The following is a 15,143-nucleotide window of genomic DNA, read 5'->3' as shown; positions in this document are numbered from 1 at the left end:
GGGGGGGGGGGGGGGGGGGGGGGGGGGGGCAGGCGGATGCGGTCGACGGCCTCGCGGCGGGTCTTCTCGGGCCGGCGGTCGTAGCGCGCCGTGGTGGCCGGCGACGAGTGGCCCACCAGGGCCTGCGCGGTCGCCAGGTCGACTCCCGCGTCCAGCAGCTCGCCGATGAACGTGCGGCGGAAGTCGTGCGCCGTCCGCCGCGACACGCCCGCCGCGCCGAGCCGCCGCGCCAGGACGTCGGCGATGCCCTGCCCGGTCAGCCCCACCGGCCGGCCGTCGCGCACCCGGATCCGGCCGGCCCTGCTGACCGGGCTGAACAGGGCCCCCGGCGTCGCGCCGCGCACCGCGAGCCACCGCTCCACCAGCCCGATCGCGTCAGTGGTCAGGTAGACCAGGCGCTCCTTGTCGCGCTTGCCGCGCACCCGCAGCGACCGGGCCCCCGGATCGTAGTCGGCCAGCGCGAGCCCGCCGATCTCGGCCCGCCGGCAGCCCGTCGAGTACAGGACCGCGATCAGGGCCGCGTCGCGGATCCCGGCCGGGGAGTCGTCGCAGGCGGCCAGCGCCGCGCCCACCACCTCCGGCGGGACGTGCTGCCCCGCGGGCAGCCGGCTCTGCCGTACCGGGGCCAGGTCGGAGGCGCGGGCGAAGTCCTCGGCGCTGGTCTGCCCGAGCCGCCAGGCCTCCTTCAGCACGCGGCGCAGCGCGACGATGTGCTTGTTGACGTACGCGGCCGACCAGCCCTGCTCGGTGAGCATCGTGCGGATGCGCACCGTGTGCTCGTAGCGCAGCAGGTGCCACGGCTGACCCGCCCCCGTGGCGGTCTCGTCGCCGGTCAGCAGCCGCGCGAGCCTGTCGAGGCAGCCGCGCATGGTGCGGCGCGACTCAGGACTGGTGAGGGAGTCGAGGTAGACGTGGTAGGGGTCGCGGGCCGGCTCGACGGGCGGCGCCGCCAGGTCGGGTACGGCGGGCAGGCTCCCCCCGCCGATCTTAGTGTCACCGGCCCCGGCGTGGCCGTGTAGACGTCACGGCTGCAGCGCGGCCACGCCGTCCAGCAGGCGGTCGACGTCCTCGCGGTCGTTGTAGTGGACCAGGCCGGCCCGCACCGCGCTGCCTGCGTCGCGGATCCCCAGCGCCGCGGTCAGCTCCCAGGCGTAGTTGTGGCCGTTCCACACGTTGACGCCCCGGTCGGCCAGCCGCCCGGCCACCTGGCCCGGCGTCAGCCCGGCCACCGTGAAGTAGGCGGTCGCGGTCCGTCGCGCCGGCTTGCCGTACAGGGTGACGTGCGGCATCGCCTCCAGGCCCGCGACCAGCACCCCGAACAGCTCCAGCTCGTGCGCCTCGGCCGCCGTCATCGACGCCAGCAGCCGCTCGCGCCGCGTCCCCGTGCCGGACGTCAGCGCCGCCAGGTGGTCCACGGCGGCCGTCACCCCGGCCAGGTCGGCGAAGGCGGCCGTGCCGGTCTCGAAGCGCTCGGGCACGGTGGCGGGTGAGGAGGCCAGCTTGTCCGGGTGGATCCGCTCCAGCAGCGCGGGGTCGGCCACCACGGCGCCGATGTGCGGGCCGGACCACTTGTAGGCGCTGGTCGCGTAGAAGTCGGCGCCCAGCGCCCGCATGTCCACCGGTCCGTGCGCGGTGGCGTGCACGCCGTCCACGTACGTCAGCGCCCCGGCGGCGTGCGCCAGCGCGCAGATGGCCGCCACGTCCGGGCGGGTGCCCAGCACGTTGCTGGCCGCGGTCACCGCCACCAGCCGTGTCCGCTCGCCGATCAGCTCCGCGTACTGCTCCACCGGCAGTTCCCCGGTCACCGGGTCCACCTCGGCCCAGCGGACGGTCGCGCCGGTCTGCGTCCACGGCCGCACGTTGGCGTCGTGGTCGAGCCGCGACAGCACCACCTCGTCTCCCGGCTCCCACTGCCTGGCCAGCGCGCCGGCCAGCCGGTAGGTCAGCGTCGTCATGTTCGGGCCCAGGATCACGCCGTCCGGGTGGCCGCCGACCAGGTCCGCGACGGCCTGCCGGCAGCCGGCCACGATGGCCTCCGAGCGGTGGCTGGCCGGAAAGGCCCCGCCGACGTTGCCGAGGCCGTCCCGGTAGGCTCCGGCGATGGCGTCGATCACCGGCTGCGGGGTCTGCGTGCCGGCGGCGCCGTCGAGGTAGGCGTAGCCGTCGGCCAGCGCGGGATAGCTGGCGCGTACCTTTTGTACGGGAAAGTGCATGGTCTGTTCATGCTCACCGGCGCCCCGGCCCAATCAGCCGGCGGCCACGAGGCGCCCCTGCGCTGCGCGGGCTGCCGGACCCGTCCCGCCCCGGCGCCGGATTGACCGCTCCGTCCTCGCGGTGGTAGATCTTCAGCAGCGTCGCGGTGCACCCGGCAAGGAGACCGTCGTGGGCATGGAGGCGCCGGCACAAGGGATCACCTTGGCGACACCCCATGGGCGCCTGAGGGCGTTCGGCAACCAGTTGATCGAAGTACACCTCTGGCTCCGCGAGGAGCTCGCGGCGCTGCGCGAGAACGTCGACGCCTGCCTCGCGAGCGGCGAGCGGCTCCGCGACCTGCGCGTCCACTGTCTGACGTTCTGCTCCGCACTCGACCGGCACCACTCCGGCGAGGACGACGGCGCGTTCCGGGAGCTCGCCGGCCGGTTCCCCGAACTCGGCCCGGTGCTCGAGGAGCTCCGCCGCGACCACCGGCTGGTCGAGGACTCCCTCCGGCGCCTCGAGACGCTGGTCGGCGCCCTGGACCGGGAGACGGACCCGGTCGAGGTGCGGCGCGAGCTGGACAGCCTCGCCGCGCTGATGGAGACGCACTTCGTCTACGAGGAGAAGCGGATCGTCTCGGCGCTCAACGCGCTCGACGTTCCCGGCTGGCACGGTTCGCGGCCCGCGTTCCTGCGCACCGGCGAGACCTGACGCCGAGGCCGGGCGCGGGCCGCGAAGGTCCCGGCGCGGTCAGCTCGCGGGGACGTACTCGTAGGCGCCCGCTTCGATGCCGCCGTCGCCTCCCACGGCCGCTCCGTCCAGGTCCACGTCGGCGTACCGGGTGACGCCGAGACCGATGGCCGGGCTGCCGGCGCGCAGCCGCATCGGCCGGGCGGGGTCGAACAGGGGGTCCTGGTGGACGTTGTCCTGGCCGGGCCGCATCTGGAACTGCCCGCCCCAGAAGACGTTGTGGTGGTTGTCGGTGAAGCCGGGGTCGGCGTACCCGCTCTTTTTGGCGGCCGAGACGATGTTCTGCGACATCGACAGGTGGGCGTCGGTGCAGCCGGCGTAGCAGACGACGCCCTCCGCGTCGGGGTTGGCCAGGTGGACCGAGTTGTTGCGGAAGACGGTCCCCAGGACGGGGCCGTTGGGCTCGACGGGCCCGCCTTCGTCGCGCGGGCCGCGGGTGATCAGCCCGGCGCGCGTCTTCGGGCCGTACACCGCGTTGTACTCGAAGACGTTGCCGGTGGTGCCGTCCGGGTCGTTGGTGGTGCCGTCGGCGTTGGTGGAGGTGCCGAGTTCGGTGAACGTGTCGTTGTCCACCGCGATGTTGTGGTGGATCCGGTTGCGGGAGCCGAGGAAGATCTCGACGGCCGCGCCGTCCCACTCGTAGTCGTGGCTGAAGGCGATGGAGCCGCTGATCCGGTTCCAGCCGACGTTGGAGTCGTCGCCCTGGACGAGCACGGCGAACGCGCCCGAGTCGTCGTTGGGGTCGACGTCGGCCGGGGTGAGCGTGCTCATGTGGTTGTTGTCGACGAAGTCGTTGTTCGTCACCGCCGTGTAGCGGGCGGTCGTCGCGACGAACACGCCCGCCGCCGCGCCGGTGATGTGGTTCTTCTCCACCACGTTGTCGTCGCCGGTCACCTTGACGCCGGCCCAGGAGCAGCGGCCGGCGTCCTGGTTGACGCCGATCTGCAGGTTGACCAGCTCGATGTGGTTCCCGGCCAGGTGGACGCAGCTCTCGGTGTCGCCCTTGACCACCGGGCGGGCGCCGCTGCCGTAGGCGTCGACGACGATGGGGGCCGCGGCGGTGCCCGAGCGCGTCACCGAGAGCCGGCCGGTCCACGATCCGCCGCGCTTGAGCAGCAGCCTGGAGCCGGGAGCGAGCGCGGCGGCCGACGCCTTCGCCAGGGTCCTCCACGCCGTGGCGGGCGAGGTGCCCGCCGCCGAGTCGTCGCCGCCGACGCTGTCGAGGTAGTAGACGGTGGCCGCGGACGCCGAGGCCGGCCCGGTGGCCGCGCCGGTCCCGGCGATGGCGAGCGCCAGCGCGGCGGCCCCGGCCGTGCACGCCCTGATGTTTCTGCCTGACATGTGTGCTCAGCCTCTCGGTCGGATGCCGGCAGGCTCGTGCGCCCGCCCGGACGAAGATCGCTCAGTGGGTCGGTGACACCCTAGGCGCTCGATGATCGACCTCGCCCGGCATTCGTGATCTTCACGGTCTCCTGAACCCCGGGCGGTCCGCGTCCGCGCTCCGCGACGAGCCCGGGGCGTGCGGGCCGCCCGGCGGCGCGTGCCGGGTGCTCGCGCTGATGGCCGAAGGGCTCGGCAACGTCACGATCGCCGAGCGCCTGATGATCACCGAGGGCGCGGTGCACAAGCACATCGGCAACATCTTCGGCAAACTCCACCTGGCGCCGACGGACCGCGTGAGCCGCAGGGTCACCGCGGTCCTGTGGGGCGCGCGGTTCAGGACTGCTCGGCCCCCGGCTGCTCGCCGGACGGGGGCAGGTGCTCCCAGCCCTGGTCGACCGAGGCGCGACAGCGCTCGGGCCGGTCTCCCGCGCTGACGAACAGCGCCGTCAGCATGGGCCGGGCGTGGTCGAGCGTCCGGCGGGGCAGGGGGCCGTTGGCCACGAGCGAGACCAGCCCGTGGCCGATGGCCCAGCTCTGGATCGCCAGCTCCAGCGGGTCGACGTCGGCGCGGAAGCGCTCGGCGTCCCTGGCCCGCCGGACGGCCTGGACCAGATACTCCAGGGTCGCGTCCGCGGCCTTGAGGTCCTCGAGGTCGAAGGTCGCGTCGAACATGACCCGGTACAGGTCGGGGTGGTCCAGCGCGTTGCCGAGGTAGCCGGCGACCAGGGCCGTCAGGTCGCGCACCGGGTCCGCGGAGGCCGTCATCGTCGCGAACCTGGCCGCCAGGCGGGTGAACCCCTCCTGCCGCAGGGCCTTCCACACGCCGTCCATGCCGCCGAAGTGGGTGTAGACGGCCATCGTGGACACGCAGGTCCCGGCCACCAGCGAGCGCAGGGTGATGGGCTCGCGGGTGCGGAGCATGTGTGCCGCCCGCTCGATGAGCAGGGTGCGCACCGCGGGATCCTTCGTCCGTGCCATGGCCACCAGAATACATAGCATTGCATTGCTATAGTTTGAGTTCCACGAGCCCCCGGGCTCTCCTGACAAAGGAGTCAGCATGGCCATCACCCTGGTGAACCCCGAAGGACTGCCCAAGGTCGACCTGTACCGGCAGGTGTCGGTCGCCACCGGATCGAGGCTGGTGTTCATCGCCGGTCAGGTCGCCCGCGACGCCGACGGCGGCAGGGTCGGCGAAGGCGACCTCGCGGCCCAGGTCGAGCAGTGCTACCTCAACATCGGCACCGCCCTGGCCGAGGCCGGCGGCTCCTTCGACGACGTGGTGAAGCTGACCGTCTACCTCGTCGACTGGACCCCCGACAAGATGCCGCTGTTCGTGGAGGGGGTCGCCCGGGCCGCGGCGAAGCTGGGCGTCACCCCTGCAGCGCCGCTCACCGGGGTGGGCGTCGCCACGCTGGCCGAGCCCGACCTCCTGGTCGAGGTCGAGGCCACCGCGGTCCTCGACTGAGGGGACATCGCGGGGATCCGGCCCGGTGCGCCGACGGCGGCCCGTGAGCCGTCGCGCATCCCGCCCGGGGATGCCATGCTGCTCCTCGCACACCCGATGGATCATGCGAGGGGAGCACGGGATGGACGACCCGGCGGTCGCGCTCGTCGCCACGTCCGCGCCCGGTGCGCTGGTCACCGGGGCGGCGGAGGAGGAGGTGCTCGCCGCCGTCGTCGTCGCGCTGCGGCGGCTGTGCGCGGGGGAGGCCGCACGGCACCTGCGGGCGCCGCCCGTGCTCGACGCCACAGTGGCGGACCGCGCCGGTTACGGCGCCTCCTTCCCCCACCTGCTCGGCGCGGTGAGCCGGGGCGGGGCTCCCACGGACCTGGTGCTGACGCCCGCGGCCTGCTACCACGTCTACCCGCTGTTCGAGGGCCACGTCCTGGACGCGCCTGCCGAGATCAGCGTGCTGGCCGACTGCCACCGGCAGGAGGCCACGAGCGAGCCCGGCCGCCTGAGATCGTTCCGCATGTTCGAGACCGTCCGGCTGGGCGGGGCCGGGGACTGCCTCGCCTGGCGGGACGACCGGCTGGACCGGCTCGCCCACTGGCTGGAGAGTCTGGGCGTGCCCGCCGAGCGCCGACCGGCCAACGACCCGTTCTGGGGCCGGCCGGGCCGGCTGCTCGCCTCGGCGCAGCGGGCGGACGGGCTCAAATGGGAGCTGGCCGCCGACGTCGCCGACGGGGTCCGGCAGGCCGTGGTGTCGGTGAACTACCACAAGGAACACTTCGGAGCCGCGTTCGGCATCCGGGAGGCCGGCCGGGAACCCGCGCACACCGCCTGCCTGGGCGTCGGACTCGAACGGCTGCTGCTGGCCCTGCGCCACGCGCACGGCCCCACCCCTCGGCGCTGGCCCGCCCCGGTGCGCGACGCCCTGGGCTGACGAGCCGCGAGCGGGCGGCCTGCGCGGGGGCTCAGGCCTGCGTGGGGGCTCGGGCCTGCGCGGGGGGCTCGGGCCTGCGCGGGGGGCTCGGGCCTGAGCGGAGGGGCGTCAGGCCTGCGCGGCCGCCAGGCGGAGGCTGGCGGGGACGGCCTCGGTCAGGTCGGTGAGGCGGTGGGCCGGGAGTTCGAGGGCGGTGACCCCGTCCGCCCAGGGAGCCACCGACAGGACGAGGTCGCGGGCCTGGCGCTTGGTGAGCCCCGGGTGCGCGGCGATCAGCGCCTCCCGCCAGGTGTTGACGAGCTTGCCGTGCGCCCGGTCCAGGAGCCGGCGCAGCAGCACGGCACCAGGGCCGGCGGTGTCGCCGGCGGGCGGGCGGCGTACGGCGTCCACGGCGCCGCCCTCGACGGTGATCTCGTAGACCGGCGACAGCAGCGCGGCCAGTGCCGTCACGTCGCTCGGCCGCTCGGCGGGGAAGGCCCGGACGTGGCCCGCGCGGGCGGCCAGCAGCAGGCGGGGCAGTGCCGCCTCCAGGCCGGGCGGCACGGCGATCGCCACCCGTTCGGGTGAGGCGGCGTACGGCTTGGCGAGCCAGGTGGCCAGGCGCACCCGGGGCGTGCGCGGCAGGAACCCGGCCGGCCACTCGCCCACCAGCAGGTCGGGGGCGAAGCCGGTGGCCTCGGTGCGCAGCCGCGCGTCGTCGGCGCCGGCCTGGCTCTCCACCGACTGCGGGCCGTGGGTGTAGATGGCGGCGCTGAAGCGCTCCACCCTGGCCGCCACGGCGGGCTTGGACCTGGTGGTGGGGCGCAGGATGTAGAGGTCGGCCGCCGAACCGATGGCCTCCGCCCCGAGATAGCTGTTGAAGTCGGGATACATGGCTTCGTAGGCGAGGTTGAGGTCGTGCAGGGAGTTCTGCACCTTCAGGGCGAGCATCGGGGTGCGCTCGCTGGCCCCGTACGCGAGCAGCACCCGCCCCTGCTCGGGATCCCGCAGGCCTTCCACGCACCGGGCGACGAACAGCCCGACGCCCTCCGGGGTGTAGGGGGGGTCGGTGACGGCCACGTCGGCGTAGCCGTGCAGCGACGGCGGCAGGCCCAGCCGCAGGTCGGACCAGTGGGTGCGGACGGACAGGCCCAGCTCGGCCGCGCACCGGTCGATGTAGGCGAGGATGCGCTCGTCGATGTCGGCCACCGCGATCTCGGCGTCCGGGTAGATCGACGCGACGGCGAGCGAGGTCAGGTCGTGGTCGCCGACGCACAGCACGCGCGTCCCGGACGGCCAGAGCCGCGCGCCGAGCAGCAGCGCCCGCCGCACGACCGTCTCGGGAGTGGCGGAGACGTGGTCGAGCGCCTGCCGGCCGCGCGGGGCGCCCGCGATCAGCTTGGCCATCCGCTCCACCGTGTCGGCGTGGTGGGGCAGGACGTGGTCGACGGGACCGGCGGGGGCGACGGGCCGGTGAGCGGCGGCCAGCAGGCCGCGCGCCGCCTCGGGGCGCACCCGGAAGCGGTCGCCGGAGCGCTCCGCGCCCAGCTCGCGCAGGACGGCCTCCACCGAGCGCCTGGACGTGGCCGTCCGCCGCACGAGGTCGGCGAGCGTCCACCACGAGCCGTCGCCCAGCACGGACAGCACCTCGTAGGCGCGCCTGGGGTCCAGGCCGGCGGTCGCCGACAGGGTGTGTACGTTCTGCTGCTCCTGTTCCACAGCGAAAACCCTAACGGGCCGGGGGAGCGGCGGGGACGTCTACGCGATCATGCGGGGGACCCGGCGGCGCGCCACCAGCGCTCGACCGTCTCGCGGGTGGCGGCGAAGTGGTCGGCGGCGTACCGCACCCCCGCCTGCGTGCCGTCCCCCCGGGGACCGCCCCCCGCGGCGGCAGCGGGCAGGGCGCGGGCGGCCGCCTCCAGGAAGCCGGCGCAGTCCTCCTCCGTGAGCGCCGCCGACGGCATGAAGCGCTGGCCGTACTCCATCGGGTAGCCGCTCTCCCGCAGCAGCGCGAAGAAGCGCCGCCCCTGCCCGGGGTCGGCGAAGACGACGTCGAACATGGTGGGCCAGGCCCGCGACCAGGCCGCGACGGACGCCCGCGCGAACAGCTCGTCCAGCCCGGTCATCAGCCGCGCGCCCGCCGCCCGCATCGCCTCGACCGCGGTGCCGCCGGCGCTCGCGTCGAGAGTGGCCAGGGCCGCGGCGAACGGCGTGACCTCCCGCTGGTAGGTGTTGCTGAGATGGGTCAGGCGAGCCGCCTCCATGACGGCGGCCCTCCCGGCGACGGCCGACAGGGCGACGCCGTTGGCCAGGCCCTTGCTCAGCGTGATCAGGTCCGGGGTGACACCGGTGGCGGCGTGGTAGCCGCCCCAGGCGTAACGGAAGCCGGTCATGACCTCGTCGAGGACGAACAGGCCGCCGTGGGCCCGGGTGATGCGTTCGGCCTCGCGGACGAACTCCGGGGGGAAGGCGTTGACCTCGGGGGTCACGATCACCGCGGCGAGGTCGCCGCGCCGCCGCGCCAGCCGGTCGAGCAGCGTGAGGTCGTAGCCGAAGTCGGCGGTGTCGGGGTCGCGGTCCGCCAACCCCATGCCCGGCCGGTACTGGACCTGCCAGTCGTGCCACCCGTGGTAGCCGGCGGTGAGCACCGTCCGGGCGCCGGTGTGCACCCGGGCCAGGCGCACCGCCGCGGTCGTGGCGCACGACCCCGTCCGGAAGAACTCGACGGCCTGCGCCGCCGGGAAGATCTCGACGAGCCGGTCGGCCACCTCCCGCCGCAGCGGTGAGGTGGCCTCCGGCAGGATGCCGCCGCTCCGGTGCAGCTCGGCGACCTGCGCGTCCACCACCGGCCGGTATCCGGCGCCGAGCGGCGCGGCACCGCTGCAGGACGACAGGTCCACATGGCAGCGGCCCTGTGTGTCCCACACCCGCGCGCCGGACGCCCGGTCGAACACCGGGCCGGTGCCGGGCCGCGCCAGGGTGGCCTGCCGGGCGGTGGAGGTGGGCACGGTGCGGGGCATGGGCTCTCCCTCGGGTCTGAAGGGGTCGGACGGTGGCAGGTCGGGTCGGGTCGGGTCGGACGGTGGCGGGGCGAAGGTGGAGTGGATGGGCCGAGTGGACGGGGCCGAGTGGATGGGGCCGAGTGGATGGGGCCGAGTGGACGGGGCCGAGTGGACGGGGCCGAGTGGACGGGGCGGTCGGTCAGACGGTGGCCGTGGTGAGGTCCCGGGCGATCCGCCGGGCGATCCGGAAGGCGTTGGCGAGGATGGTGAGCGTCGGGTTCACGCCACCCGGATAGGGGAAGAACCCGCCGTCCACCACGTAGACGTTCTCCTGGTCGTGGACCCTGCCGTGCGCGTCGACCACGGAGGTCCGCGGATCGTCCCCGGCACGGCAGCCGCCGTGCAGATGGCGGCTGCCACGCTCGTATTCGGACGCTTCTCGGGTGATTTGCAGTGCCCCAGCGGAAATGAGCAGTTTGGTGGCCCGATCCGCGAGGTAATTCAGCCGTGCGGCATCCCATGGGTGCGTTTCATACTCCATTACCAGCTTTCTGGCGCCAAGTCCGTTTCGCTGTTTGGACAGGCGGACCCGGTTGCGCCACATCGGCTGGTCGGCGGCCAGGAAATGCACCCGCAGCGGCATTCTCCCGTCGCGCGGGTCCCGTTCGGCCGGGCTGGCCTCGTACAGGACGCCGCCGAGACCGCCGGGGCAGGCGTCGGCGAGGTAGTGGTCGGAGAAGGCGACGGTCGAGAACGGCCCGCCGGACCGGTGCGGCCCGCGGGCGGGCGCGGGCACCGTGCCGCTCACGTAACCGCTGACCTTGAAGCACAGGCCCCGCCCGACGACATCGTGGCGGTTGCCCAGCCCGGCCGGCGACCAGCGCGAGCGGGAACGCAGGAGCAGGGCGGAGGACTGCACGGCGTTCGCGGCCAGCACGACGCACCGGGCCCGGGTGGTGTGCCGCACCCTGGCCCGCAGGTCGAGCCATTCGACCGCGCCCGCCCGGTCGCAGGAGGCGGCGCGCACGCGCAGCGCCCGGGACCCGGTCGCGACCACGAGCGAGCCCTCCTCGCGGGCCGGGTCCAGCAGCGTGGCGACCACGTCGGCCTTGGCGCCGGTGGGGCAGGCGTGCTCGTTGCACGGGCCGCAGGCGTGGCAGGCGGGCCGGCCGCTGTAGGGGACGGAGTTGATGAGCAGCGGGGTCGGGAAGGGGCGCAGGCCCAGACGGCGGCCGGCGGCGGCGAGCAGGCGGCCGTGGGCGCTGTAGTCGTGCGGGGGCAGCGGCGGGCGGGCGCCCTCGGGTTCGAGCGGGTCGGCGCCCGCGGCGCGGGCCACGCCCATCAGGCGTTCGACCTCGTCGTAGTGTTCGCGCAGGTCCGCGTACGCGAGGGGCCAGCGGGGGTCGAGGGCGTCGTCGGCGACGTGCTTGCGGGCGTCGAAGTCGACGTGCCTGAGGCGGAAGCCGATGCCGGCGAACAGGCCCATCCCCCCGCCCAGGCCGCGCGCGGACCAGGGGCGCCCGGCCGGGACCAGCCGGTCCGCGCCGCCGCGCACCAGGGCCGGCTCCCAGGCGGGTTCGAGGTCCGCCAGCGTCGCGCCGGGGCCGATCCGGTCGCCCTCCTCCAGCAGCAGCACCCGCAGGCCGCTGCGGGCCAGCACGTGGGCCGTGACGGCCCCGCCGGGGCCGCTGCCGATGACGCACACATCGGCCGACCGATATGGGGCCGAGGTGTTCCGCACGGAGTCCACCCGCTCCCGGGGTGCATCATTCTTCGCGATGCGCACAGGCTAGCAACGAACCCGGCGATCACGTCAACATCGGAACATAACTAGTTGTCACTATTGCGTGACAGATAGCAGGTAATGGAAGAACGGGGCAGGATCTCAGGATTAAAGACCCGTTATGGACTATCCGGATCTTGTGTGCTCTCATATGTCCCTGCCGCGGCGACGCGCGCTCGCACCGGTGACCGTCTCACACACCGGGGGTAATGTGGGAGTTCAGTCAGACCACGAAATCAATGAGCCGCGTCAGGTGTACGCGGTGCACATCAAGCTGCTGAAACGGGGAGACTCACCCCGCGTCCTGGGGGTCGACGCCGACCACGTCCGCCGGCTGGCCGAGATCGAGACCGGCCTGCCGCCCATCCTGGTCCACCGCGGGACCATGCGGGTGATCGACGGGATGCACCGCCTGGGCGCGGCGATACTCAACGGCCGCCAGACGATCGACGTGTGCTTCTTCGAGGGCAGCGAGGAGGCCGCCTTCCTGGTCGCCGTACGGGCCAACACCGCGCACGGCATGCCGCTGTCGCTGCAGGACCGGCGCGTTGCGGCGTTACGCATCCTCGACTCCCGTCCCGGCATGTCCGACCGGGCGATCGCCGAGGTCACGGGCCTGTCGGCGAAGACGGTGAGCAGCCTGCGCCGGTGCTCGACCGCTGATTCTCCACAGTTGAACGCCCGCATCGGCAAGGACGGCCGGCGCCGTCCGGTCAACGCCGAGGAGGGCCGGCTGCGCGCCGCCCGCGTCATCGCCGCCAACCCCGACGCCTCGCTGCGGAAGATCGCCCAGGACGCCGCCGTCTCCGTCGGCACCGCCCACGCCGTCCGCCAGCGGATCCGGCGCGGCGAGGACCCCATGGCTCCCCGTACGGCGGGCCGGATCGGCGGCGCCGCTCCGGCCACCGCCGTCGAGGCGGCCGGCGCGACCACCGGCGGGGCCACCGGGGCGGCCACCGCCGAGGCGCGGCGCCGGCGCGCCGGGCAGGGGGCGGAGGCGCTGCTGCGGCTGCGGTCCCTGCAGCGCGACCCGTCGCTGCGGCTGTCGGAGTCCGGCAGGCACCTGCTGCGCTGGATCCACGGGCACGTGATCGCCCAGGACATGCGGGCGGACCTGCTGGACGCGGTTCCCACGCATCTCGCGCCGATCGTGGCCGACATGGCCTTGCAGTGCGCCGAGATCTGGACCGACTTCGCCCACGACGTCCAGGAGCGGATGCGGGAGCAGTCGGAGCGCACCCAGGCCGGGGGGCGGACGTGGAGCGGGTGACGCACCGCCGGGTCCGGTTCGCCGGGCAGAGCACCGGGTCCGGCCCCGCCACCTGCGGGCAGGTGTCCATGTGGCTCGACATCACCGACAAGGACCCGCGCGAGGCGTTCTTCAACCCGTCCGGCGAGGTGGAGGCGCCGGCCGGGCTGACCGTGGACGACCTGCTGGCCGAGCTCGGCGCCCTGGTGTGCCGGCACGAGTCGCTGCGCACGTACCTGACCGAGGACGCCGAGGGCGGGCTGACGCAGACGGTGACCGGCTCCGGCGAGTTCCCCGTGTGCCTGGTCGACCTCGGGGACGCCCCGGAGTCACTGTGGGAGGCGCTCGCCGAGCGGCGGCAGGTCGTGGAACGGCTGCCGTTCGACCTGAAGGCCGAGCTCCCGATCCGCCCGACGATCTTCCACGCGTCAGGGGAGCCGCTGGCCGTGCTGCTGAGCGTGGTGCACACGGCGGCCGACGGCACCGGCGTGCGCAACCTCGTCGCGGACCTGGCCGCGATGGCGCGGGCCCGCGCCAAGGGGCTGGACCGGCCGCCGCCGCCCCCCGGCCGCCAGCCTCTGGAACAGGCCCGCTACGAGGCGTCCGCCGAAGGACGCCGCCGGCTCGCGCGGGCCTCGGCCTACTGGGACGCCGGCCTGGCGGTGGTGCCGCCCACGATGTTCCCCCGGGCGCCGCGGCCCGGCCCGCCCGCCTACCACGCGGCCGTCCTGCACTCCCGCGCCGCCGATCTCGGCCTGAACCTCCAGGCGCTGCGGTACGACGTCAGCGGCACGGCCGTGCTGCTCGCGGCCACCGCCCTGGTGCTCGGCGCGTACACCGGGACGCCGGGCTGCGCGGTCCGGCTCATCTGCGCCAACCGCACCAGCGAGCCGGAGCGGCGCGCGGTCGCCTGCATGATCCAGGGCGTGCTCGTCTCGCTCGACCTCGGCGGGACCGGCTTCGGCGACGTCGTCGCGCGGGCCTGGTCGGCCTCCGTCCGCGCCTACCGGCACGGCCTGTACGACGGGCGCGAGGTGCGCCGGCTCACCCGGTCGGCCGAGCGGCGGCGCGGCGTGCGGCTGGACCTGTCGTGCGTCTTCAACGACATGCGCGAGGAGACGCGGCCGGATCACCGGCTGGCCGCCCACCGCGCCGCCCGGCCGCGGGCCGCCGAGGAGGCGGAGGTACGGGCGGCGATGCGCGACAGCGTCTACCGGCCGGAGCCGGCGGTGGAGCAGGAGACGTTCGCGCTGTACGCCGAGGACACCCCCGAGACGCTGCGGCTGACCCTGCACGCCGACTCCCGCCACCTGGACCCCGACGCCGTGCGCGGCATCCTGTACGGCATCGAACGGCTGCTCGTCGAGTCCGCGTTCGGCGAGGTCCGGCCGGAACAGGTGGGCGAGCTGACAGGTCTCGCCGCCGGCCCCGCCGCCGATCTGGCAGCCGGTCGCCCCGCCGGTCCCGCTGTCGATCTCGCAGCCGGTCGAGGGGCGGGTGGGCCGGGATGAGGGGGACCGCGCTGCAGAGCCCGTTGCCCGACGACACCCTGCGCGCGCTCAGGCTCGTCCCGGACGTAGCCCGCGGCTTCGACGTGCCGTGGGACTCGGCCGAACGCGACTACGGCCTGGGCCCTGACGTGCTGCGGGCGATGCTCGCCGAAGGGCTCGGCAGGCCGTCCGGGTTCGACCACTTCGACCTGCTGAACGTCGCGCTGGACCTGGGCGCGCGGTCGCTGTGGACGTTCGGGCCGGCTTCCTGGGCGAAGGGGCTGCGGGCCCCCGCCGGGACCGTCGTACGCGCCGAGATCGAGTTCGTGCCCGAGTGCGCCCACGAGCCCGGCGAGGACGGGGAGTGCGACTTCTGGGTGCGGCTGCCCACCGGATGGGCCGCCTGCCCCGGCGGCTCGGCGGTGGCCCGCTTCGAACTGCCCGCCTCGTGGCCGCCGCCGCAGCCGGCCGCAGCCGAGTTGCTGGAGGAGTTCGGCCGGGTCAGGTTCGTCCGCCTGCCCATGACGGTCGGGCTGGACCCGGACTTCACCGGCCGCACCGGCATCGCCGACTGCACGGGCGGCTCGCTCCGCCTGGTGCGGGAGGGACGTCGCCGCGGCCTGCCGGTCCGGCTGGCGCAGGGCGTCATCCTGTCGCCGCCGTTCTCCGTCCTGCACTACTGGGCCGAGATCGAGACCGACGGCGTGTGGGTGCCCTACGACCCGCTGATCGTGGGAGCGATGCTCCGCTGGGGCCTGCTCGATCCGGCCGGGTGGGACGTACGGCGCTCGACCGGCGCGATCCTCGCCCGGATCTCGGGCGAGATGGGGCCGGTGGGGCTGGACGCCGGCCGCCCGGCGGGCGTCTCCTTCGCCACCGCCGTGACGACACGACCGGACCGAGAGGATGAGCGCAGTTGAGCAC

13 protein-coding genes and 1 pseudogene are annotated in these 15,143 nt (G+C 74.5%); 7 read left to right on the top strand and 7 right to left on the bottom strand.

The window, feature by feature from the left end; genetic code table 11:
* Positions 1 to 869 (bottom strand): tyrosine-type recombinase/integrase (locus tag CXR44_RS15415; RefSeq protein WP_245899179.1); only part of this gene is annotated, 869 nt, incomplete at its 3' end.
* A gap of 153 nt (positions 870 to 1,022) precedes the next feature.
* Positions 1,023 to 2,213 (bottom strand): cysteine desulfurase-like protein, encoded by a 1,191-nt coding sequence (locus tag CXR44_RS15410; protein WP_101786732.1) that lies wholly within the window; start codon positions 2,211 to 2,213, stop codon positions 1,023 to 1,025.
* Positions 2,214 to 2,415: 202 nt separating this feature from the next.
* On the opposite strand from CXR44_RS15410, the gene CXR44_RS15405 reads away from it, so the two are divergent.
* The gene (locus CXR44_RS15405; RefSeq protein ID WP_219601817.1) at positions 2,416 to 2,907 is read left to right on the top strand and encodes a hemerythrin domain-containing protein; all 492 of its coding nucleotides are present in this window, start codon (positions 2,416 to 2,418) and stop codon (positions 2,905 to 2,907) included.
* Between the two features lie 39 nt (positions 2,908 to 2,946).
* Here the strand turns inward: CXR44_RS15405 and CXR44_RS15400 are convergent, their stop codons facing one another.
* Positions 2,947 to 4,287, bottom strand: coding sequence for a right-handed parallel beta-helix repeat-containing protein (locus CXR44_RS15400; RefSeq protein WP_101786731.1), 1,341 nt, complete (start codon positions 4,285 to 4,287; stop codon positions 2,947 to 2,949).
* A 206-nt stretch (positions 4,288 to 4,493) separates the two neighbouring features.
* On the opposite strand from CXR44_RS15400, the pseudogene CXR44_RS40915 reads away from it, so the two are divergent.
* A pseudogene (locus CXR44_RS40915) lies at positions 4,494 to 4,649 on the top strand (LuxR C-terminal-related transcriptional regulator); the annotation flags it as partial.
* Between the two features lie 13 nt (positions 4,650 to 4,662).
* Here the strand turns inward: CXR44_RS40915 and CXR44_RS15390 are convergent.
* The gene (locus CXR44_RS15390) at positions 4,663 to 5,307 is read right to left on the bottom strand and encodes a TetR/AcrR family transcriptional regulator (RefSeq protein ID WP_101786964.1); all 645 of its coding nucleotides are present in this window, start codon (positions 5,305 to 5,307) and stop codon (positions 4,663 to 4,665) included.
* Positions 5,308 to 5,386: 79 nt separating this feature from the next.
* Here CXR44_RS15390 and CXR44_RS15385 point away from each other — a divergent pair, with 79 nt between their 5' ends.
* Together CXR44_RS15385 and CXR44_RS15380 are read left to right on the top strand one after the other, a co-directional pair.
* Positions 5,387 to 5,794 carry a RidA family protein gene (locus CXR44_RS15385; RefSeq protein ID WP_101786730.1) on the top strand — a complete coding sequence of 136 codons (408 nt, stop codon included), beginning with the start codon at positions 5,387 to 5,389 and terminating at the stop codon, positions 5,792 to 5,794.
* Between the two features lie 121 nt (positions 5,795 to 5,915).
* The gene (locus CXR44_RS15380; RefSeq protein WP_101786729.1) at positions 5,916 to 6,716 is read left to right on the top strand and encodes a class-II aminoacyl-tRNA synthetase family protein; all 801 of its coding nucleotides are present in this window, start codon (positions 5,916 to 5,918) and stop codon (positions 6,714 to 6,716) included.
* A 108-nt stretch (positions 6,717 to 6,824) separates the two neighbouring features.
* Here the strand turns inward: CXR44_RS15380 and CXR44_RS15375 are convergent, their stop codons facing one another.
* From CXR44_RS15375 to CXR44_RS15365, 3 genes are all read right to left on the bottom strand, one after another.
* On the bottom strand, positions 6,825 to 8,414 hold the full coding sequence (locus CXR44_RS15375; protein ID WP_245899178.1) for a bis-aminopropyl spermidine synthase family protein: 1,590 nt from the start codon (positions 8,412 to 8,414) through the stop codon (positions 6,825 to 6,827).
* 47 nt (positions 8,415 to 8,461) lie between these two features.
* On the bottom strand, positions 8,462 to 9,715 hold the full coding sequence (locus CXR44_RS15370) for an aminotransferase class III-fold pyridoxal phosphate-dependent enzyme (RefSeq protein ID WP_101786728.1): 1,254 nt from the start codon (positions 9,713 to 9,715) through the stop codon (positions 8,462 to 8,464).
* A 181-nt stretch (positions 9,716 to 9,896) separates the two neighbouring features.
* Positions 9,897 to 11,438, bottom strand: coding sequence for an FAD-dependent oxidoreductase (locus CXR44_RS15365; protein WP_180903448.1), 1,542 nt, complete (start codon positions 11,436 to 11,438; stop codon positions 9,897 to 9,899).
* Between the two features lie 304 nt (positions 11,439 to 11,742).
* Here CXR44_RS15365 and CXR44_RS15360 point away from each other — a divergent pair, with 304 nt between their 5' ends.
* The 3 genes from CXR44_RS15360 to CXR44_RS15350 are packed head-to-tail and all read left to right on the top strand — an operon-like array spanning position 11,743 to position 15,139.
* Positions 11,743 to 12,750: a ParB/RepB/Spo0J family partition protein gene (locus tag CXR44_RS15360; RefSeq protein WP_180903446.1), complete on the top strand. Its 1,008-nt coding sequence runs from the start codon at positions 11,743 to 11,745 to the stop codon at positions 12,748 to 12,750.
* Complete coding sequence (locus CXR44_RS15355; protein WP_101786725.1) at positions 12,738 to 14,240, top strand: condensation domain-containing protein; 1,503 nt, start codon at positions 12,738 to 12,740, stop codon at positions 14,238 to 14,240. The genes CXR44_RS15360 and CXR44_RS15355 overlap by 13 nt, the downstream gene beginning before the upstream one ends.
* Entirely contained in the window at positions 14,237 to 15,139 is a 903-nt protein-coding gene (locus CXR44_RS15350; RefSeq protein ID WP_144069973.1) for a transglutaminase-like domain-containing protein, read from the top strand. The genes CXR44_RS15355 and CXR44_RS15350 overlap by 4 nt, the downstream gene beginning before the upstream one ends.
* The last annotated feature ends 4 nt before the right edge of the window (positions 15,140 to 15,143 follow it).

The organism is Nonomuraea indica (assembly GCF_002850745.1).
Classification (GTDB): domain Bacteria; phylum Actinomycetota; class Actinomycetes; order Streptosporangiales; family Streptosporangiaceae; genus Nonomuraea; species Nonomuraea indica.
The sequence above is the reverse complement of the archived record's forward strand: the minus strand, read 5'-3'. Positions and strand labels throughout refer to the sequence as shown.

Bases quoted from the DNA above. Each gene is read 5' to 3' on its own strand.
- CXR44_RS15410 (WP_101786732.1), bottom strand. From the start codon at position 2,213: ATGCACTTTCCCGTACAAAAGGTACGCGCCAGCTATCCCGCGCTGGCC.
- CXR44_RS15400 (WP_101786731.1), bottom strand. From the start codon at position 4,287: ATGTCAGGCAGAAACATCAGGGCGTGCACGGCCGGGGCCGCCGCGCTG.
- CXR44_RS15390 (WP_101786964.1), bottom strand. From the start codon at position 5,307: ATGGCACGGACGAAGGATCCCGCGGTGCGCACCCTGCTCATCGAGCGG.
- CXR44_RS15385 (WP_101786730.1), top strand. From the start codon at position 5,387: ATGGCCATCACCCTGGTGAACCCCGAAGGACTGCCCAAGGTCGACCTG.
- CXR44_RS15380 (WP_101786729.1), top strand. From the start codon at position 5,916: ATGGACGACCCGGCGGTCGCGCTCGTCGCCACGTCCGCGCCCGGTGCG.
- CXR44_RS15370 (WP_101786728.1), bottom strand. From the start codon at position 9,715: ATGCCCCGCACCGTGCCCACCTCCACCGCCCGGCAGGCCACCCTGGCG.
- CXR44_RS15350 (WP_144069973.1), top strand. From the start codon at position 14,237: ATGAGGGGGACCGCGCTGCAGAGCCCGTTGCCCGACGACACCCTGCGC.